Origin of the sequence: Flavivirga rizhaonensis, from assembly GCF_004791695.1 — a bacterium.
GTDB classification, from domain to species: Bacteria; Bacteroidota; Bacteroidia; order Flavobacteriales; family Flavobacteriaceae; genus Flavivirga; species Flavivirga rizhaonensis.
The window spans coordinates 1-20,736 of sequence record NZ_SRSO01000046.1; the positions used below are offsets into that span (position 1 = coordinate 1).

Sequence of the window (20,736 nt, forward strand, 5' to 3'; positions counted from 1 at the left end):
ATAGCTCTCCGAAATATGTTTGAGAATACATGAAAATTAAGTCTTTTGGTTTTACTGATCTTAAAAAGATCAGTAAAAATAATACAAATAAAACAATATAAATATATTATTCCGGACAGTAGTGCGTAAATCAGAGTCATTTAAATCGTATTACCTATTATTAGAGATAGGATGGCTAATTGTAATTTTTTATTAAAGCTATAATTAACCTTCAATTATATTTGAAAATTTTAACTTAATAACAATAGTTTTAAATAGCTAAAAATATAGCTGTGTAGTATCTTTGCATAATACTTTATTTTACTATGAATATACCCCAATCTGATTTTCCCAGAGTTGTTATTATAGGCGGTGGTTTTGCAGGAATTAATTTAGCAAGAAAAATAGCAAACAAAAAAATACAGGTAGTTTTAATTGATAAAAGAAACTACCACACGTTTCAACCTTTATTATATCAAGTTTCCTCAGCAGGGTTAGAGCCAGATTCTATTGCATATCCACTTCGTAAAATATTGAAGAATCATAAAAACACATTTTTTCGTTTAGCTGAAGTAGAATCTATTAATTCTGAGAAGAATGAGCTAAAAACCAGTATTGGTACTATAAGTTATGATTATTTAATAATAGCAACAGGAACTAAGACAAACTATTTTGGAAATAAGTCTATTGAAGCATATGGTATGCCTATGAAAAAAGTTCCTCAGGCTTTAAATATTCGTAGTTTAATATTACAAAATTTTGAACAGGCAGCTATAACAGATGATAAAGAAGCCCGAAAAGCTTTGTTGAATTTTGTTATTGTTGGTGGTGGACCAACAGGTGTTGAGTTGGCAGGTGCTATCGCTGAGCTTAAAAACCATATTTTACCCAGAGATTATCGTGATTTAATCCCTGAAGATATGCAGATATATCTACTAGAAGGAGGAGCTCGTGTTTTACCTACAATGAGCGAACATGCATCTAAAAAAGCAACCGAATTTCTTTCCAATTTAGGTGTTTTAGTGCACTGCAATACATTTGTTAAAAATTATGATGGAAGAAAAGTACAAACTAATTTAAGTTTAGAATTACAATCTGAAACTTTAATTTGGGCAGCAGGTGTTACAGGGAATCCAGTAAACGGACTTCAAGCAGATGTACTTGTTGATCGTGCCAATAGATATAAAGTAAATGAGTATAACCAGATAGAAGGTTATAACAACATTTTTGCTTTAGGGGATATTAGTTTAATGCAAACTAATGAGTATCCAAATGGACATCCACAAGTAGCGCAACCAGCTATTCAACAGGGTAAACTTTTAGGAAAAAACCTTATAAAATTAATAGCTGGTAAGCCGATGAAAAAATTTAAATATAAGGACAAAGGATCGATGGCCACGGTAGGTAGAAATAAAGCGGTTGTTGATTTGAAACATTTTAGATTTGCAGGTTTTTTTGCATGGTTTGTATGGATGTTTGTACACCTTATGGCCTTGGTAGGGTTTAGAAATAGAGTGATTGTTTTCTTTAATTGGGGCTATAATTATATTAATTTTGATAAAGCTGCACGACTTATTATACGTCCATTCAATAAGTTAAATTAAAAGTTTATATATTTTTTATTAAATACTGATTAATAGTATTTTAAATATTTTTAATAGTTTTTATCTATGACTGCTTTTTAATGCTAAAAACAGTAAGAGGTCACTAATTTTAGGTCGGACGTAAATTATAAACGGGTAAAAAAGAAAATGTTTAGCAAAAATTTACTTCAACGCTAATTAAATGTACTCAAATTTATAAAAAAAATAATACCAAAAAAATTAAAGTTTTATTCACTATATAGAACTATTTTTTTTGTAAAAAAGTAACATATTGTTAATTGGCTAAAAAGTAAATTAGATACAATTATCCTTCAAAGAAAACAATATATTCTTCCTAAAAGAATTAGCAAAAATCTTTTATAGTTTCATCATTAAAATTCAATTCATCATCAAAAAATTACAGTTCAGTTATATTGAATTTATTTAGAAATGGTTCTGTTGCAAATTTGCATCATCAATAAAAATTAACAGCAGAAGTAAATGCCATGAAACACATTTTAACTATCATAACTGTATTGATATCAATTCATATAAGCGCTCAAAAAACCATCAATGGAACTGTATTTGATATGAAAAACAACCCTATAATTGGAGCTAATATTTATTTAGAGGGCACTTATGATGGAAGTACTACGGACGAAAAGGGCACTTTTTCATTTACAACTTCTGAGACTGGAACACAAACTTTAATAGTTTCTTACTTATCTTATGAAACATTCACTATGGTTGGTGATATATCATATATGCATAACCTTACTGTTAAACTTAGAGAAGATGTAGGCACTTTGGATGCCGTGGTATTGTCTGCTGGAACTTTTTCAGCAGGAGATAATAGTAAGGTTAATGTTTTAAAACCATTAGATGTTGTTACTACAGCAAGTGCTTTAGGTGATTTTGTAGGCGCATTGCAAACATTACCAGGTACAACAACAGTAGCTGAGGATGGCCGGTTATTTGTTCGTGGTGGTGGTGCTAATGAAACACAAATTTTTATAGATGGAATTCGTGTATTTACACCATACACCCCAACAACTAATAATACCCCAACTCGTGGGAGGTATTCGCCATTTTTATTTGATGGTATTACATTTTCTACAGGTGGTTATTCAGCAGAGTTTGGACAGGCACTTTCAAGTGTATTATTATTGAATACCATTGATGAGCCAGATCAAGAAAAAACAGATATTGGGATTATGAGTGTAGGAGCAACACTTGGTAATACTCAAAAGTGGGAGAAAAGTTCGTTGAGTGTGAATGCTTCTTATATAAATTTAGCGCCTTATAATGTTATATTTCCTAATAGAAATGATTGGATACGTCCTTTTGAAACTGTTTCTGGAGAGGCTGTTTTTAGAAAAAAAACAGATAAAGGATTGTTTAAACTCTATGGAGCGTTTGATGCTACTAATTTTGAATTAACTCAAGAAGATATTAATAATAGTGAAGGTGTTCATTTTAAACTAAATAATAATAATGTTTATTTTAATAGTTCGTATCAAGGGACTTTAAATGATACTTGGACCCTATTTGGAGGTGTAAGTTATACTCATGCGAAAAACAACTTAAATATTATTGAAAGCGCGATTAAAGACACTGAAAACTCTGTACATGCCAAATTAAAATTTAAAAATAGAATTAATAACCGGTTTAAACTTTATTTTGGAGGCGAGTACTTTGCAACAGATTTTAAAGAGAACTATTTGGATAACACCATTGACAACCTAGCATATGGTTACGATAATAATATAGCTGCAGCCTTTGCAGAAGCTGATATTTTTATATCCAAAAGTTTAGCGTTTAAATCTGGAGTAAGAGGCGAGTATAGTGAGATTTTTAAAGACTTTACCTTAGCACCAAGATTGTCTTTAGCCTATAAAACATCGGCTAAAAGTCAGGTGTCATTAGCTTATGGTAATTTTCATCAAAACCCATCTAGTAATATTTTAAAGTTTAATCAGGCACTTAAAGCTCAGAATACCTCTCATTATATTTTTAATTATCAGTACAATGCAGATAGAAGACTGTTTAGGGCTGAGGCTTATTATAAAAAGTATGATAATTTAGTAAAATATGATACCGATTTTGCTAACCCTAATAGTAATTTTAATAGTGATGGCTCTGGCTTTGCTAAGGGAATCGATTTCTTTTGGAGGGATAGTTATAGCATTAAAAATTTCGATTATTGGATAAGCTATTCTTTGTTAGACACGAAACGGGATTATAATAATTATCCAACTAAAGCGCAACCAAATTTTGCCAATACGCATAATTTATCAGTAGTTGGGAAATATTGGATTGAAGATTGGAGAAGTCAAATAGGGTTTAGCTATGCACTAGCATCAGGGAGAACATTCACAAACCCAAATGAACCAGGATTTTTAAATAATAAAACGAAACCTTATAATAGTTTAAGTCTCAATTGGGCGTATTTAATTAGTCCGCAAAAAATACTTTATGCTTCAGTAAATAATGTATTAGGATTTAGAAATATTAATGGCTATCAATATGCTAATACACCAGATGTTAACGGCAATTTCAACAGGCGTGCTTTACAGCCGGCTGCAGATCAATTCTTTTTTATCGGCTTCTTTTGGACCATTAGTGAGGATAAGAAAAGCAATCAGTTGGATAATTTATAAGGAGACTATATTCATAATAATCTCCTTATAGAGGGTAGGTCTATTTCAGACAGTGAATAAAAGGAAGCATCAATTTAGAACAAAGGCTTAATAGTTTTAATACTAATATTTATTCCGTTGTCTTTGTTTTTTGATATTCTTAACCATTTTCCCAAAGTCTTTATCCTTCTTTCTCTTTTCTTCGACACTTGATTCAAAGAAGGCTCTTTCTTTTTCCATTTTTTGAAAATTAGCGTAAGAATCTGAATCGATGTCTCCATTTTTAACGGCATTTAGTATAGCACATCCTTTTTCACTGGTATGTGTGCAGTTTTTGAATTTACAACCTTGAGATAACTCAGAAATATCATCGAAGGTCATTTCTAGTCCTTCGGTAGATTTCGTAATACCAATTTCCCGCATGCCAGGGTTGTCGATTAAAATACCTCCATCATCCAGTACAATTAATTCTCTGTGTGTAGTTACATGTTTTCCTCTGTCTATACGCTCGCTAATAGCACCTGTATCCATTAGTTCTTTACCTATTAGTAAGTTTAAAAGCGTTGATTTTCCTACCCCAGAAGATCCTAATAAGCAATAGGTTTTGCCTTTGTTTATGATCGCTTTTATTTTATCCAATCCGATTTTTGATTGATTGCTCATTGCAAGTATAGAAATACCTTTGATACGCTTTTTTATGGTATCAAGAAGCGTGTTTAACATTAACTCATCTATTAAATCTATTTTACTTAAAATAATAATAGGTTTAACGTTAGAAGCGTTACAAATAGTTAAATACCGTTCTAAACGGTTTATATTAAAATCTCTGTTTACAGATTGCACAATTAAGCCATAATCAATATTTGTGGCAATTATTTGGGTTTGGGCATATTTCCCAACTGCTTGTCTCTCTATTATAGAATGTCTGGGGTAAATAGCGTGTATTAAAGCTTTGCCTTCATCATATTCGGAAATAGCAACCCAATCCCCAACAGCTGGCAGATCATATCTGTTTTCGGCAGTAAATCTTAAATTACCAATAAGTTCTGCATCAAATTCGTTATTGCCTGTTTTTACAATATATCTGTCTTTATGTTCCAATATGGCCCTACCAACAAGAAACGAATCTATATTTTGTTCTTTTCGATAGGTTTCTAAAGCTTCATTATAGCCTAAGTCTTCAAGTGTTAATGTAGATTTCATTTTATTATTTTTTCATTCTAAGTACTTTTTGATTGGTACCCTCTTGGATATATGCTTTAAAAGTTTTAAACCCATGTTTTTCATAAAAAGGTTTTCCTATTTTATTTTCATTAAAGACTTCAACTTCCAGTCCTTTATGAAATTGATTAATATGATTAACCAATGCTGTTCCAATACCTTTGGAATGATAATTTGGATTTACAAATAGCCCTCCAATTTCGTTTTCTATCATAGATATAAAACCCACGATTTTTTCGGATTCTTCATAGACCCAAGTATCCGAGTTTGGAAGATACATTTCTGTCATGGCCTTTTTTATCATTTGAGTAAATTCATTATTTAAAAAAGGATGCACTAATGTAGAGGCATGTTCCCATATTTCAATAAGGGCTGGGATTTCTTTTTCATTATATTTTCTAATCATTATCAATTTTAATTTATTCTAAGATATTTGTATTTATTAATGAGCTCTTCTTTTACCATATCTAGTGGATACTCATTAAAAACAGCAAGGTAGCTTAATGAGATTCCATCAATTTCAGCAATGAACATATAACTTAGCAAGTCGCTTTTTTTTAATGAAATTTGATCAAAAATATTTTTAACAGCACTAAAAAGAAGAGAGGCTCTTTTTTCTATTTGTTCTTTTAAAATTCGCCTGGTCGATGGTTGAAACATAATATTTAAATTGAGTTGAAAAAAGATTTTATCATGTTCTAATTGTGAAAAAAAGGTCTCAATTAGTTGTACTAATTGAAGTTTAGGTTCTTTTTCTGATTTAGACGCTGCACTCATCTCAATCATTTGATTTGTCACACTTGTGAAAATTTCTATCAAAATAGATTCTTTTGATTTAAAATGATGATATATCAACCCTTTGGATACATTAGCTTCATGACAAATACTTGACATGGATGTATTTTCAAAGCCTTTTTCGGCGAATAATCTAGTCGCAACTTGGAGTACCTTATTTTTCTTATCACTCATATATAAATATAAAACCGACTATTCGGTCTGTAAATATATTAATTATTTTTTGAATTGTTGATTTCTAGTTTTAGAAAGAGCAATTGATAAAAGATTGAAGTTGATTTGAAAATACGATATAATTAGCATATGGAGTATATTTTGAGATATGATAATTGTCATAGTTATTTTACTGATAATATGATAATTTTAGGTTAGTAATTAATGATAGATAACTATCAATAAATATTAGGGTCATGGAAGCAAAAAAGAATCCAAAATTAGAAATAAGCAGAAATAGTAGTATATATTTTGCTATAGGTCTTAACATCATGTTACTTTTTTCCTGGCAAGCTTTAGAATATAAAACTTACGAAAGGGATGATGTTGTTGTAGATCTTTTAGATGTTGAAACTCAATTTGAAGAGGAAATTCCCGTTGTTAATATAAATACACCGCCGCCGCCGCCGCCACCTCCAGTAATTACTCAAGAGTCTATACAAATTGTAGAAGATACTGAAGAGGTAGAAGAAACAGTTTTTGAAAGTACTGAAACATCACAAGAAGAGGCCATACGAGATGTGGTAGAGGTTAGCGATGTTAATGTAGAAGAAGTTGAGGAAGAAGTGGAAGTCGCATTTGCTCTTATTGAAAATGTTCCTATTTTTCCTGGGTGTGAAGGATTACCCAAAAAAAAGATGAAGGATTGTTTTCAAAAAAAGATACAAGAGCATGTGGTCAAAAATTTTGAGTATCCTGAAGAGGCATTAGATTTAGGTATCCAAGGACGTGTATCTGTAGTATTCATTATAGATTCTAAAGGACATATTACAGGCATAAGATCTAGAGGTCCAGATAGAATTTTAGAAAAAGAAGCAGAACGTATTATAGGGACGTTACCTAAAATGAAACCGGGAACCCAGCGAGGTAGACCTGTAAAAGTAGCTTACTCTATACCCATTTTCTTCAAGTATAATGAGGGTTGAGGTGTGTAGATAGTTATTGTGTCAATATATAAATCAAGAGATATTTAATACCTCTTGATTTTTTTATACGATAATAAATCAATATTATTTTTAAGTACTAAAAAGGTTAACATTTCATCTGGAAAAAACAACAGTTCGGTAAGTCAGTTTTTAAAAATAGGAGGTATGAAGAGATATTTGCTTCATAATTAAAACTATAAAAAAACAAATACATGAAACATCTAATCATTATTACAGCACTATTAGTTTCAGCGTTTATTCATTCTCAGACTAATTACGAAAAAGGTATGCAAAAGGCTTTTGGGCTTTGGAAGAGCAATGAGACAACCGAAGCTTCAAATATGTTTGAGCGCATTGCCAAAGCAGAACCAGATAATTGGTTACCACCTTATTATGCAGCACAAATTAATATTATTGGTAGTTTTGGGGAAAAAGACAAAGAGAAACTAACGGCTCAATTAAAAAAGGCACAAGACCTAATTAATGATGCCATTGCAATTTCAAAAAATAATCCGGAAATCCTAGTGCTACAAGCATTGTTACATACAGCTTGGGTTGCTTTTGACGGTGCTACGTATGGTATGACCTTATCGGGCAAAGTTGTTGAATTATATGCAAAAGCATCACAAATTTCACCAGAAAACCCTAGAGTTGTTTATTGTAAGGCAGAGTGGGATATGGGTGGCGCACGTTATTTCGGACAAGATACAACCCCTTTTTGTAAAGATCTGGAAAGAGCCATAGAACTTTTTGCTAACTTTAGGCCAGAAACGCCATTTCATCCTAATTGGGGGAAAGCGCGTGCAGTTCAAATATTAGAATCTTGCGGAAAATAATAGTACCAAAAATAACTATGACAAAATCAATTAAAAATATATTTATAGCGTTTACTATCGGGTGTGCTATCTTTATGATAGATAATTTGATCACAGGTGGATTTAGGCTAAAAAGTATTAATAATCTTTTAATTGGATTTGTTTTTAATCAATTGTATTCTTTTGTGCTTGGGTTTTCTAATATGTATTTTTTCTATTATGTTAATCGTCTTAATTGGAAAAAAGAAGATACAATAAAGCGTATTTTAATAGGTGTTATAGGATCTACCACCGTGACGTTAATAGGCCTGTTTATATTGAGAATGCTTACAGCATTGAGTCTTAAAGGTGTTTCTCTTTATGAGTTTATTGCAAATGAAACGTTTAAATCTTATCGCTTTGGGTTGTGGGTAACCTTAACGATTGTTATTATTTTTCATATTGTTTATTTTTATAACAGATACCAACAAAATAGAATAAAAGAACAAAAAGTAATAGCAGGAACTGCCAGTGCTAAATTTAATGCTTTAAAAAATCAGTTAGATCCACATTTTTTATTTAATAGCTTAAATGTTCTTACGAGTTTAATAGAAGAAAACCCAGATAATGCACAAAAGTTTACAACTTCTTTGTCTAAAGTATATCGCTATGTTTTAGAACAAAAAGATAAAGAGTTGGTCACTGTTGATGAAGAATTACAATTCGCAAAGACTTATATGTCTTTACTCAAAATGCGTTTTGAGGATAGTATTGTTTTCGATATGCCAGAAAACGCATCTAACCCAGAAAGCAAGGTAGTCCCATTATCATTACAACTGCTTTTAGAAAATGCAGTTAAGCACAATATGGTAACATCAAACAACCCCTTGCACATAAAGATTTATGAAGATGGGGATAATTTGGTTGTTGAAAATAATTTACAACCAAAACAAATAGTAAAAAAGAGTAGTGGTGTAGGTTTGAGTAATATTAAACAGCGTTACGACTTATTAACGGATAAAAAAGTACATATTAATAAAGAAGCAAATAACTTTGAAGTAGCCATACCTATGCTTACAAAACAAATTATAGTTATGAGATCGCAATTACAACCAGAAATAGATGATAGCTATGTGCGTGCACGTAAACATGTAGAAGAACTTAAAGGGTTTTATTATAGTCTAATATCCTATTGTTTAGTCATTCCATTTTTGATATTTATAAACCATCGAACATCATGGGGTTTTCAATGGTTTTGGTTCCCAATGTTTGGCTGGGGTATAGGTTTAGCCATTCAAGCTTTTAGGGTTTTTGTAAACGATGGCGCTTTTGGCAGAGATTGGGAAAAGCGTAAAATTGAAAAATATATGCAGGAAGAAGAAAATAATAAACATTGGAACTAAATTACAGGAAATCATGCAAAAATTACCAGATTCAGAAGTAGATAGTAAATATTTAAGAGCTCGTAAAAGGGTAGAAGACCTTAAAGAATTCTATTATCATTTAATAGCCTATTGCTTAGTTATTCCCTTTTTAGCTTTTGTTAATTATAAAACGTATTGGAACTTTCAATGGTTTTGGTTTCCAATGGCAGGTTGGGGTATAGGTTTGGGGTTCCATGCTTATAGTGTGTTTGTGAACAATGGTGTTTTGGGACGCCAATGGGAAGAAAGAAAAATACAAGAGTTTATGAAAGAAGAAGAAGAAAAAATGCGTTGGGGTTAAATTTTTTAAAAACATGAGGAATAGAGATTATAATGACTCATCTGAAGAGTATAAACTAGAAGAGGCTTATTTAAGAGCTCAAAAAAGGCTAAAAGAAATAAAAGGTTTTTATTGGCATGCCTTGTGGTATGTTCTGGTAAACGTATTTATTGTAGTTATGATAGCAATAAATACAAATGGTAATATTTGGCATTTTGGGACATTTTCTACACCTCTTTTTTGGGGAATTGGGTTGGGTTTTCATGCTATGGGGGTATTTGGCAAAAATATATTCTTTAGTAAAAAATGGGAAAAACGTAAGATTAATGAGTTTTTAGATAAAGACAAAAAACGTTGGGAATAATAAACTCATTGACATAATAATAAAACAAATTTATATAAAGAAATGAGCGTAATCATTATTGAAGACGAGAAACCATCAGCAAGGCGTTTACAACGTATGCTGAAAACATTGGATGTTGAGGCTCAAACCATGTTGCATTCTGTTGAAGAATCAATACAATGGTTTCAAAACAATACACATCCAGATTTGATTTTTCTAGATATCCAATTAAGTGATGGATTATCGTTTGAAATTTTTGAATCTATTGAAATTAAAAGTGCTGTAATTTTTACCACAGCTTATGATGCATATGCATTACAAGCCTTTAAATTAAATAGTATCGATTATTTATTAAAACCTATTGATGAAAACGATTTAGCAGCCGCAGTTAAAAAGTATCAAGAGCACGCACCACAAAAACAGGCGGTAACTTTAGATTTCAATGATATTAAAAAACTATTAGTAAATCCAATAGACCGAGACTATAAAAAACGTTTTTCGGTAAAAGTAGGGCAGCATTTAAAGCTTATAAATATTGATGATATTGAATGTTTTTACAGCGAAAATAAAGGCACTTATTTATATACAACCGAGGGTAGAAATTATCTTTTAGATACCACTTTAGAACATCTGGAAGATGAATTAGAGCCTCAAACTTTTTTTCGTATAAATCGAAAATTATTTGTAAATATTAATGCTATAAAGGATATGGTAAGCTATACCAATTCAAGATTGCAAATAAAACTTAATACGTATAAAGAACAGGAAGTTATCGTAGCTCGTGAGCGTGTTAAAGATTTTAAAGCTTGGTTAGAGTAGAGGTATGATTTTTAAATCTAGGTTTTGACTACAGTATTCTCGAATTTGACTACAAATTAATTTTTGCTTCTACTGAACTTTGCTGAAACAAAAATTATTAAAAATGAGACAAAGTAAAATTGCATTAGTTACAGGTGGTAGTAGAGGTTTGGGTAGAGATATGGCAATCAATATATCCAAAAAGAGTATTGACGTTATTATTACCTATAAAACCAATAAAGAATTAGCCGAAGAAGTGGTTCGAGAGATTGAAAAAAATGGTCAGAAAGCGAAAGCATTTCAGTTAGATACGAACAATATAAAAGAGTTTGGAGATTTTTTTAATCGAATAGCCTCTTATCTTACGAATGAATATGGTAGTCCAAATTTCGATTTTCTAATTAATAATGCAGGAACAGGGATTAACCAACTCATTACTGAGACTAGCGAATCGCAATTTGATGAGATGCTTAATATTCATTTTAAAGGTGTATATTTCTTAACACAAAAAGGAGTTTCTTATATGAATAATAAAGGTGGTATTATTAATATATCGTCAGGTTTAACAAGATTTTCTTTTCCTGGTTTTTCAGCTTATGCTTGTATGAAAGGAGCCATTGAAGTTTTTACTAGGTATTTGGCTAAAGAATTGGGGCATAGAAAGATTACCTCTAATGTTATTGCACCAGGAGCTATTGCCACCGATTTTGGAGGAGGTATGAATAGGGATGATCAGGAAAAAAGACAAAACATTGTTAATATTACTGCTTTAGGAAAGGTAGGAGAAGTTGAAGATATTGGCGGGGTTGTGGCTTTTCTTTGTACAGAAGATGCACGATGGATTAACGGGCAGCGTATCGAAGTTTCTGGAGGTATGTTGTTGTAAATTTAAAAGTATAAATGAAAAACAAGATTCGAAAAATTAAAACGATAAGTGATTTTCATAAAATCAGGGGATTACCTAGCCCACAGCATCCTTTAGTAAGCTTGGTTGATTATGGTCTTTCTAAAATACTACCGGAACACATTGGAGAACATTGGAATTTTGATTTTTACTCTATTGGAGTAAAAAGAAATGTGGGATCCATTAGATACGGTCAGCAAAAATATGATTTTGATGAGGGACTGATGTCTTTTATAGCACCAGGCCAAATACTGAGTGTAGAATCCAATACTAAAGCCAATTTGAAACCTTCAGGTTGGCTATTTCTTATACACCCAGATTTTTTTTGGAATGCTTCACTTTCAAAAACAATTAAACAATATGATTTTTTTGATTATTCTATAAATGAAGCGCTCTTTATGTCTGAAAAAGAAGAAGATGTTATAGAGGGTATTTTTCAAAATATTAAACAGGAAATAGAGAATAATATTGACAATTTCAGTGAGCGTATTATCATAGCACAAATAGAACTATTGCTCAACTACGCTCAACGATTTTATCAACGTCAATTCATTACTAGGAAAAAATCCAGTCACTATAAATTAAATGAAGTTGAAGCATTACTTAACGAGTATTTTAATAGTGAAGAGATCATAAATGAGGGGTTACCAACGGTTCAATACATTGCCAATACATTAAATATGTCTCCAGGTTATTTAAGCAGTTTACTAAAAAGTTTAACGGGGCAAACCACACAACAACATATACACAACAAATTAATAGAAAAGGCAAAAGAAAAATTATCGACGACAAATTTATCAGTTAGTGAAATTGCTTATGAATTAGGGTTTGAACATTCTCAATCCTTCAGTAAATTATTTAAAACGAAAACCAATATTTCACCTTTGAAATTTCGTGCTTCGTTTAATTAAAATTATCTATGACTGTTTGCTCAGTCTGTCTCAAAATCAATTTTGTTTCTCCGAGAATACCATATTTTGAGGATTTTCAAAGGCACTTAACCAAATACCAAAATTAAAAGGTAGAGTTTTGAGACAGTCTGACGTTTTTGTATATGAAGAGTAGCACGTTTTAAATAATGATACTTTTTCTATAGATTAAAGATAGTAAAAAAAGAGGCTGTCTAAAAAGTGTCATTCTGAATGGAATGAAGAATCTCTTTAAAATATATGGCTCTGATTATGAGTGAAATAAGATTCTTCGCGTTGCTCTGAATGACAAAGTTAACCACTTTTCAGACAGCCTCAGATTCTGCTATTTTTTAGGTCGTTGTATGTCGTTTTTGTTTAATAACCAACGGTAAAACGTTTTTTAATGAATTTAGAATCATTTACTTCATTTAATATAGCAACAGCAAAATCCTCCATAGAAATTGCACTTTCATTTTTTTCGTTCGAAATCAAATGATCTTCTGCTATTTTAAAACGCTCAGTTCTTTCTCCTTCAAAAATATAAGCAGATGGGGATACATTTGTCCAATTAAGCTCTTTTTCAGGTCTATATACATTATTCAATGTGGTTAGATGTGATTTTGCAATGGCCTTATATGCTTCTGGGAAAGAAGGAGCGTCAACAAGTAATAAATCATCTGAAACTTTTAGACTACCAGCTCCACCTACAGCTATAAGTCTGGTATTAGCTTTTTTAGATGCTTCGACTAAAGACTTTGATGCTTCTATTAATAAATCATTATTGTCTTGAGGTGGTGCATAAGCACTAATTACCGCATCACTATCCTCGAAAGCTTTAGCTAATTTTTGAGTATCAAAAATATCAACCTGTGTTGCTTTTACATTATTAGTATTTTCTAAATGGAAATCAGAAATGTTTTTAGATGTTATTAAATTTAAATGGTGGTTTCTATTAGCAGCTTCTGCGACTAATCTTTTGCCAATGTTTCCACCAGCTCCTACGATTGTAATTTTCATTTTTATTGAATTTTAATTTATATTATTTTTTTCTAAGTTATTTGATGAATTCTTTAATTAGTTCGGCAACTTCATCGCTATATTCTTCTAACATAAAATGGCCTCCTTCGAAGAAGTGTATGGTTGCAGTATCTAGATCTTTACTATAAGCTGCTCCTCCATGTTTACTAAAGAATTTGTCATTTTCTCCCCAAACCACTAAGGTTTTAGGCTGGTGTTCCTTTAAGTAGTTCTGCCATTCCGGGTATTTAGGAAAGTTTGTTCCATAATTATAAAATAAAGCTGTTTGAACTTCATTAATCCCTATTTTTTCCATAAACTTTGCATCAGTGGTATACGATATAGGATCTATTTTTTCTGGATGTTTTGATCCAGATAGATATTGTTCTTTTATCCCTTCTAAAGACATTAAGTAATTTTTAAAATTATTAAGCCCTTCTAAGTCATTTGCTTTTTGATATCCTCCAATTTTCTTTGCCCATTCACCCATACCTTCCATATACATATTAGCATTTTGGATGATGAGCCCTTTAATATATTGAGGTCTTTTTGAGGCTATTCTAAAACCAATTGGTCCTCCATAGTCTTGCATCATCAAATAAAAAGAAGAAATTTTAAGGGTGTCAATAAATTTTTCTATTGTCTCACTTATATTTTCAAATGTATATTCAAACTTATCTATTGATGGGGTTTCGCTTAGGCCAAAACCAGGATAGTCTGGAGCAATAAGATGGTAATGGTCAGATAACAGTTTTATAATGTCTCTATACATATGTGAAGAAGACGGAAATCCATGAAGAAGTAATATCGTTTCTTTATTTTGTTCTCCTGCTTCGCGATATGATATTTCAATACCGTTTATTTTGATTTTTTTACTCATAATTTTGATTTTTAAATGTCATTATTTTTGTTACAGTTTTGGTCAAAATTTTTTAAAATTGATTTTTAAATTCCTCAAGACTTTGTTTACTTAATTTTTCTATTATAGCATTATCAATTTCGCCTAAGACAATTCCTAAATTTTTATTGATTTGTTTTCCTATTCTACAATTTGGATTAGGCACATTTTTAAGTGAAGATAGTACATGGTCTGATCCTTTGGCTATTTCAAATATTTCAGATAACTGTATTTTCTTTGCATCTTTTAATAGTTTTACTCCTCCATTTTTCCCTTCTTTACTTTCAATAAGTCCACTTGATTTAAGTATAGCGAGTTCTTTCCTCACCAATACGGGGTTAATATTAAGACTACCAGCTATTAAGGTTGAATTTAACCATTCATCTTTATATAAAGCTAACAGTGTTATTATATGTAATATGATAGAAAATTTTGTTTTAATCATAGTACAAATGTAATAAAAATAATTACAGTTAAGAAATAAATCTATTTTTTAACATATTTATTTATAACAAATAGATTTTTAATAGAACCAAATACTACTTTTTTGCGAGTCTTCGCATGGCTACCCATTGTTTTAGCATATCTCTGGCATCTTGTGCAGGATATCCTAAAACGGTTTCTCCGGCTTTTACGTTATTCATAACACCAGAACCAGCACCTACAGTAGCACCAGATTCTATAGTTGTGTGATCTTTAATGGAAGCGCTTCCTCCAATAATAACACCATCGCCTAAAGTTACCGAACCTGCAAGTCCACTATGACCAGCCATGATACAAAAACGTCCCATAACACTATTATGGGCTATTTGTACTAAGTTGTCTATTTTACAACCATCACCAACAATGGTAGCACTAAATTTGGCACGGTCTACACAGGAATTTGCACCAATTTCAACATAATGGCCAATAATAACATTACCAATTTGTGGTATTTTAACAAGACCACGTCCGTCGTCACTAGGTCGATACCCAAAACCATCTGCGCCAATGCTTACATTGGTATGGAAAATACAATGGCTTCCTATGATGCAACGTTCTCTAATTACCGTTCCAGACCAAGCGATGGTATTGTTTCCAATTGTTGTTTCATCAAAAACACAAACATTAGGGTATAAAATAACACCATTACCAAGTTCTACATTTTTACCCACGTAGCAATTAGCACCAATTTTGCAGCCTTCTCCTATTTTTGCAGTTTCATGAATAACAGCTGTTGGGTGAATATCCGTTTCGAATTCTGGTGCTGACGGATTAAAGAGCTCTAAAATTTTGGCCATGGCTAAATCGGCATTTTTTACTTTAATTAATGCGCGATTGTCTCCAGGTTCTACATTTAAATTATCATTTACTACAGCAGCACAAGCTTTTGAATCTGCCCAATGCTTAACATATTTTGTACTTCCTATAAAAGTGATATGATTTATACTAGCATTTTGTAATTGTTCAGGGCCATTAATAGATTGTGTTGTATTGCCTATTAATTCACCTTTTAAAATATCATTAATTTCTTTTATAGTATACGATGTCATATCTGTATTTTCTAGATTTATGGTTAGTTAGTTTGTAAATCTAACAGAAAAAAAATAGAATCCAACTTTTTTTTGAAATCATATATTTATATTAGAGAAATATCTTACTAAAGATAATGGCTATTGCCTTTGGTCGGATATTGCGTTAAGTGGCAAAAAGTGTACTTTACCGTTCCTATTTATAAAGATATTTTATTAAAAAAGATATCTATTTCAAAATGCTTTTCTTTCATAGAACTTAAAGCAAAAGCTGCTGCGGAAGCTGATAAAACAGAATAATCAAAGACGTCTTTAATCCCTGTTGAAAAACACATAGCTAGGGCAAAAATTAATAAAAGAAACCCACTCAACTTAGCAAATGTTTCAGTTTTGAAACCTATTAGTAAGCATAAAGCAAAAAGGGTCTCTGTAGCAGTAGCCATTACCCCTAAAAAAGGAATGAGTGATTTTGGTATGTATGGATTGATGAGTTGTGTATAGTCTAAAAAAGATTGCCAATTCCCCCAAACAGACACGTTTTGTTGCCAAAATCCAAATCTATCTGCTACAGCAGAAAGAAAACCTACGCTAACTGCTAATCTTAAAAATAATTTAATAATATTTTGATTCATAATTAATGGCCTCCTACTTTATAATTTCCGGGAGTAAACAGAAACACTTTCATAAGCCTGTTCCATGTGTTTATCTGTGTTATTGCCATTGTTAGATAACATATTTCATTTTTGTTAAAATAGTCTAATAAAGGCGTATAAACTTCTTCGGGTATTGGGGTGTTATTTATTTTTGTGAGTGTCTCTGCAAACTTTAATACGATTCTTTCTTTAGCAGAAAAATATGGGGTTTCTTCCCAAACGCATAAAGATGACAAACGTAATTCTGTTTCGCCTGTATGCTTTAATTCTTTATAATGCATATCTACACAATAAGCACAACCATTTTTTTGGGAAACTCTAAGCTTTACAAGTTCCATGAGTTTATTATCTAATGGTGAATTGTTTAAAAAATCTTCTATAGCTCTTAAGTTTTCAAACATTCCCTCCGGAATATCGGTATAAGAAATTCGTTCCATAATTTGATGTTATTTTTAATTATGAAACAAAGTTAGGATAGAGGAAATCGCTAAAAATTAAGATGTCTTAAGAAATAAATATTATTTGGTTTTTCGAAGTTCGCTCAAATATTCGGGCGTAATATGAAGGTATGAGGCGATCATATATTGAGGAACACGTTGAGAAAAATCCTTGAGCTCATCTATAAACCCACGGTATCGTTCTTTACTATTCATTTTAAGATAATGTTCATTTTTACGTTCTATAGCAATAAACATTTTTTCGGTTATAATCCTAAACAACCGTTCTAATTTTGGTATAACGGCATATGCTTTTTCTAGGTTAGTTTTACTGATAGTAAGTAGTGTTGTTTCTTCAAGTGCTTGAATATATAGAAGAGAAGACTGTTCGGTAATAAAACTTTCCATGTTTGTCATCCACCAATCTTCAATTCCAAAATGGATGATATTCTCATTGCCTTTATCGTCAATCTTAAAGATGCGTATTAACCCTTTAGTAATAAAGAATTTCATTTTGCAGACATCACCTTCTTTTAAGATGAATTCTTTTTTTTGAAATGTTTGTACAGTAAGATAATCAAAGAATGAATTTATTTCTTCTTCAGAAAAGGAAACATAACGATTTAAATACGCATGAAGTTGTTTTTTCATAATTAATCGTCTATCCTATTATCATCAAAAGCAGAAGGTAATAATTTTGGAATAAATTTAACAACTAATGGTAGTAATAATGCACCTCCTGGGAGCATAAATATGGCAAGACTAGGAATAGATTTAAAAATGTCCAACAATTGTTCTTGTACTTTTTTTTGTTCCTCGTTGGTTAAATCCCGAACTGTAGATTGTGACAATAAAACCATAAGTTCTTTACTGTCTTTAAGTTCTTGATATAGACGTTTACTATTTCTTGTAATTAACTTATTTACCATTTTACTGGAGTTATTGTAAAAACTCTGTACAATATTTTTAGAACTTAAAAGTGCTATATTGTCTTTATTGGTGTTGTAAAAATGATTTACGGTATCTATAGATTGGCTAATACGGGATATGTTAAGACTTAAATCGGTACCTAACTGAAATAAGAACTGTTGTTCGTTGTCATCAATAGTTCTATCTCCCCAGGTTGCCATACACGCTAAATCTAAAACATAGTACTTCTCTTGTTTCGTTTTAATAATTTCAACAGCTTTTTTATAGTTAACATGAATGTTATCTTTAAACCGTAGCGAAGACTCAAAGAGTTTTATTAAACTTTCATCGTATTGGTTTTTTATGGTTTTAGAGTTTAAAACATTTAAAGAAATAGCCTCTATAGCTGCTTCTAAATTTCTTATATAATCAATTGAAATGGTATTGTTTTTTAAAAATTCCTGATAAGCTAAGACATCAATAAAAAGTAAAGCATTTATAATGAAATAATTAAAATTCTTAGTAAGTACATTAGCATCTATTTGTACTCGTTTATGAATTATTTTTTCGAGTTGCTCACTAGATTTCTTACCGCCTAATAATTCCTGAAAGAATGACATTTTAAGTTCATTTATATCTGTATAAAAGTTTATAACACTATCAATAAATGGTATTTTAGACTTTGAATTATTATGAGTGTAAAATAACGTTAAAAGTAAATTTGTTTTACAAAGTTCCTCTTCAGTGAGGTCTTTTTTATCAATAATACTTCCAACAATATCTAAATTACTTCCATATATAAAACCACAATTCCTTAAGGCATTATAAAAGGTTTCTTCACTGAAATTAAAGATGATATCCTTTTTTTCAATCTCTTTTAGTAGCTTTTTTATCCAACCTTGTGCAGACGGATTCATAATATCATTTTTTATATGATGTAAATGTAATGCTTTAAGTATTTAATCGAAAAAAATTCTTCGAGGCATGCCTCGAAGTTTTCATTGAAATAAGTAAAATACTTTTAAAGCTTTCCTCGGAGGATAGGTAGGTGAACAGTTTTAAGAAATTCTTTATTCTGCCAATGTTTCTATATAGAAGCCACGTGTTTTAATCATATTAATGATATCAGTTTCTGTAATATTAGTGGTCGCCTCAATTCTAAGTACATTGTCGATATCTTCAAGATCGACAGACCATTTTAAAATACTGGAATGTTTATTAAGTAAAGAGTGTAAAGACTTTACTTTTTCCTTCGACTCAATATCTGTTTCAAATATTAGTAGATGCATAATGTAGTATTAAAAATAATGACATTTAAAGCTGTTCTGTTTCCGATTCAGATCCGTTTTCTTGAGTTGGGTTTGTTTTTCGTTCGAGGTATTGCTTATAAAGTTCATCGCCTTCTTCTTCCCAAAATTCATCATAATGCTTCCATTTAGAGAAATCACTTTTTGAATTAGTATCACATTTTTGTTTCGAATTTTTTGATGATCTTCTACCGCCTCCACAGCCTCCAAGTAATAATTTTAAGAATATAAACAACCCAACAGCTTGCCAATAGTTAAGTGTGGTTAGTCCAAAAATTTCTGGCATAAGCCAATTCCATAGCCACATAATTACAAAGCCTAATAGAATAGCTAAACCAGTGATGGCAATAATACCAAAGATGATCATTCCTGCGATTTCTATTGGAGATTTTTCTCTGAATTTATGATTGAAGTAATTTTTCATGATATGTCGTTTTTATATTTGTTAATTTCCGATTCTAATTTTTTATATAACATGCCTATGGCTCTATGCCTTCGGGACATAAGTGTGCCTTCTGGAATTCCGGTTTCTTTAGAAATTTCTTTATATGTGTAACCTTCAAAATCTACCGCTATAATTATATCTCTATATCCTGGCTTAAGTTGTTTAATACTCTTTTTTAAAAGAGGGATCATGTCTTCTGAAGTATGATTGTCGGTCGATTGATGTATCATTTCTGCCAGATCTGAAAACTCACTATCAATCTCTATTTGCTCTGTTTGTTTCGTTGTTCGCATAATATCAATTATTTTATTTCTAATTGATCTATAAACAAAACCAGCTACATTATTGATAGGGGCATACCTGTCTGCTCCCGAGAATAATTTTAAAGCCACATCCTGAATAATATCTTCAGCATTTCGACTGGCAGTATCCTTTATTCTGTTATTCACATAAATCTTCAAAGACCGGTATTCTCTACCAAAAAAATCATTAAGTTTTTTACTGTTTTCAGATTCCGAATTCATTTAAAACCGTTTATAGAGGGTTTTTGTTTAAAGAGACGATACTTTTTAAATCTATTGCATTTTATTTAAAATAACGTCAGTTTCTATGTTAAAAACCAACTAAACCACTATGGACTTAAAGTCCATAGGTTTGGGCTGGTGACTTAAAGTCACCTGAATAGCTATTTCTCAATTATGAAATTTGCTCCATTACCATCATCAGGTCTTCGATGGTGTTCCAAATAT

24 protein-coding genes are annotated in these 20,736 nt (G+C 31.1%); 10 read left to right on the top strand and 14 right to left on the bottom strand.

The features are described from left to right. The first annotated feature begins 305 nt into the window (after positions 1 to 305). A complete protein-coding gene (locus EM932_RS19955; RefSeq protein ID WP_135878973.1) occupies positions 306 to 1,583 on the top strand; it encodes an NAD(P)/FAD-dependent oxidoreductase in 1,278 nt (425 codons plus the stop codon). Positions 1,584 to 2,068: 485 nt separating this feature from the next. Next, positions 2,069 to 4,222, top strand: a complete 2,154-nt coding sequence (locus EM932_RS19960; RefSeq protein WP_135878974.1) for a TonB-dependent receptor — start codon at positions 2,069 to 2,071, stop codon at positions 4,220 to 4,222. 102 nt (positions 4,223 to 4,324) lie between these two features. On the opposite strand, the gene rsgA is transcribed toward EM932_RS19960, so the two are convergent. From rsgA to EM932_RS19975, 3 genes are read right to left on the bottom strand one after another with little or no spacing between them, the layout of a single operon-like run. Then, a complete protein-coding gene (gene rsgA / locus EM932_RS19965) occupies positions 4,325 to 5,404 on the bottom strand; it encodes a ribosome small subunit-dependent GTPase A (protein WP_135878975.1) in 1,080 nt (359 codons plus the stop codon). A 4-nt stretch (positions 5,405 to 5,408) separates the two neighbouring features. Next, positions 5,409 to 5,828: a GNAT family N-acetyltransferase gene (locus EM932_RS19970; protein WP_135878976.1), complete on the bottom strand. Its 420-nt coding sequence runs from the start codon at positions 5,826 to 5,828 to the stop codon at positions 5,409 to 5,411. A gap of 8 nt (positions 5,829 to 5,836) precedes the next feature. Further along, on the bottom strand, positions 5,837 to 6,391 hold the full coding sequence (locus EM932_RS19975; protein WP_135878977.1) for a TetR/AcrR family transcriptional regulator: 555 nt from the start codon (positions 6,389 to 6,391) through the stop codon (positions 5,837 to 5,839). Positions 6,392 to 6,627: 236 nt separating this feature from the next. Here EM932_RS19975 and EM932_RS19980 point away from each other — a divergent pair, with 236 nt between their 5' ends. The 8 genes from EM932_RS19980 to EM932_RS20015 all read left to right on the top strand — a co-directional run bounded on the left by EM932_RS19980 (position 6,628) and on the right by EM932_RS20015 (position 12,810). Continuing rightward, entirely contained in the window at positions 6,628 to 7,356 is a 729-nt protein-coding gene (locus tag EM932_RS19980) for an energy transducer TonB (protein WP_135878978.1), read from the top strand. Positions 7,357 to 7,568: 212 nt separating this feature from the next. After that, entirely contained in the window at positions 7,569 to 8,192 is a 624-nt protein-coding gene (locus EM932_RS19985; protein WP_135878979.1) for a tetratricopeptide repeat protein, read from the top strand. Positions 8,193 to 8,209: 17 nt separating this feature from the next. After that, the gene (locus EM932_RS19990; protein ID WP_135878980.1) at positions 8,210 to 9,553 is read left to right on the top strand and encodes a 2TM domain-containing protein; all 1,344 of its coding nucleotides are present in this window, start codon (positions 8,210 to 8,212) and stop codon (positions 9,551 to 9,553) included. A gap of 13 nt (positions 9,554 to 9,566) precedes the next feature. Further along, positions 9,567 to 9,875, top strand: a complete 309-nt coding sequence (locus tag EM932_RS19995) for a 2TM domain-containing protein (RefSeq protein ID WP_246041162.1) — start codon at positions 9,567 to 9,569, stop codon at positions 9,873 to 9,875. Between the two features lie 13 nt (positions 9,876 to 9,888). Continuing rightward, on the top strand, positions 9,889 to 10,218 hold the full coding sequence (locus EM932_RS20000) for a 2TM domain-containing protein (protein ID WP_135878982.1): 330 nt from the start codon (positions 9,889 to 9,891) through the stop codon (positions 10,216 to 10,218). Between the two features lie 42 nt (positions 10,219 to 10,260). Then, entirely contained in the window at positions 10,261 to 11,016 is a 756-nt protein-coding gene (locus EM932_RS20005; RefSeq protein WP_135878983.1) for a LytR/AlgR family response regulator transcription factor, read from the top strand. A gap of 103 nt (positions 11,017 to 11,119) precedes the next feature. Beyond that, positions 11,120 to 11,881 (top strand): SDR family oxidoreductase, encoded by a 762-nt coding sequence (locus tag EM932_RS20010; protein WP_135878984.1) that lies wholly within the window; start codon positions 11,120 to 11,122, stop codon positions 11,879 to 11,881. A gap of 14 nt (positions 11,882 to 11,895) precedes the next feature. Beyond that, entirely contained in the window at positions 11,896 to 12,810 is a 915-nt protein-coding gene (locus tag EM932_RS20015; RefSeq protein WP_135878985.1) for a helix-turn-helix domain-containing protein, read from the top strand. A 375-nt stretch (positions 12,811 to 13,185) separates the two neighbouring features. Here the strand turns inward: EM932_RS20015 and EM932_RS20020 are convergent, their stop codons facing one another. The 11 genes from EM932_RS20020 to EM932_RS20070 all read right to left on the bottom strand — a co-directional run bounded on the left by EM932_RS20020 (position 13,186) and on the right by EM932_RS20070 (position 20,511). Further along, on the bottom strand, positions 13,186 to 13,827 hold the full coding sequence (locus EM932_RS20020) for an NAD(P)-dependent oxidoreductase (RefSeq protein WP_135878986.1): 642 nt from the start codon (positions 13,825 to 13,827) through the stop codon (positions 13,186 to 13,188). A gap of 37 nt (positions 13,828 to 13,864) precedes the next feature. Beyond that, complete coding sequence (locus EM932_RS20025) at positions 13,865 to 14,707, bottom strand: alpha/beta fold hydrolase (RefSeq protein ID WP_135878987.1); 843 nt, start codon at positions 14,705 to 14,707, stop codon at positions 13,865 to 13,867. A 52-nt stretch (positions 14,708 to 14,759) separates the two neighbouring features. Beyond that, the gene (locus EM932_RS20030) at positions 14,760 to 15,170 is read right to left on the bottom strand and encodes an Rrf2 family transcriptional regulator (RefSeq protein ID WP_135878988.1); all 411 of its coding nucleotides are present in this window, start codon (positions 15,168 to 15,170) and stop codon (positions 14,760 to 14,762) included. 94 nt (positions 15,171 to 15,264) lie between these two features. Further along, on the bottom strand, positions 15,265 to 16,257 hold the full coding sequence (lpxD, locus tag EM932_RS20035) for a UDP-3-O-(3-hydroxymyristoyl)glucosamine N-acyltransferase (protein WP_135878989.1): 993 nt from the start codon (positions 16,255 to 16,257) through the stop codon (positions 15,265 to 15,267). 179 nt (positions 16,258 to 16,436) lie between these two features. After that, entirely contained in the window at positions 16,437 to 16,868 is a 432-nt protein-coding gene (locus tag EM932_RS20040) for a DoxX family protein (protein ID WP_135878990.1), read from the bottom strand. A gap of 2 nt (positions 16,869 to 16,870) precedes the next feature. Beyond that, positions 16,871 to 17,326: a carboxymuconolactone decarboxylase family protein gene (locus tag EM932_RS20045; protein ID WP_135878991.1), complete on the bottom strand. Its 456-nt coding sequence runs from the start codon at positions 17,324 to 17,326 to the stop codon at positions 16,871 to 16,873. A gap of 81 nt (positions 17,327 to 17,407) precedes the next feature. Next, positions 17,408 to 17,977, bottom strand: coding sequence for a Crp/Fnr family transcriptional regulator (locus EM932_RS20050; RefSeq protein ID WP_135878992.1), 570 nt, complete (start codon positions 17,975 to 17,977; stop codon positions 17,408 to 17,410). Positions 17,978 to 17,979: 2 nt separating this feature from the next. Continuing rightward, positions 17,980 to 19,152, bottom strand: coding sequence for an LETM1-related biofilm-associated protein (locus EM932_RS20055; RefSeq protein WP_135878993.1), 1,173 nt, complete (start codon positions 19,150 to 19,152; stop codon positions 17,980 to 17,982). Between the two features lie 153 nt (positions 19,153 to 19,305). Continuing rightward, complete coding sequence (locus EM932_RS20060) at positions 19,306 to 19,524, bottom strand: hypothetical protein (protein ID WP_135878994.1); 219 nt, start codon at positions 19,522 to 19,524, stop codon at positions 19,306 to 19,308. A gap of 25 nt (positions 19,525 to 19,549) precedes the next feature. Beyond that, the gene (locus tag EM932_RS20065; RefSeq protein ID WP_135878995.1) at positions 19,550 to 19,966 is read right to left on the bottom strand and encodes a hypothetical protein; all 417 of its coding nucleotides are present in this window, start codon (positions 19,964 to 19,966) and stop codon (positions 19,550 to 19,552) included. After that, positions 19,963 to 20,511 carry an RNA polymerase sigma factor gene (locus EM932_RS20070; RefSeq protein ID WP_135878996.1) on the bottom strand — a complete coding sequence of 183 codons (549 nt, stop codon included), beginning with the start codon at positions 20,509 to 20,511 and terminating at the stop codon, positions 19,963 to 19,965. Before EM932_RS20070 ends, EM932_RS20065 begins: the two co-directional genes overlap by 4 nt. Positions 20,512 to 20,736 lie beyond the last annotated feature (225 nt).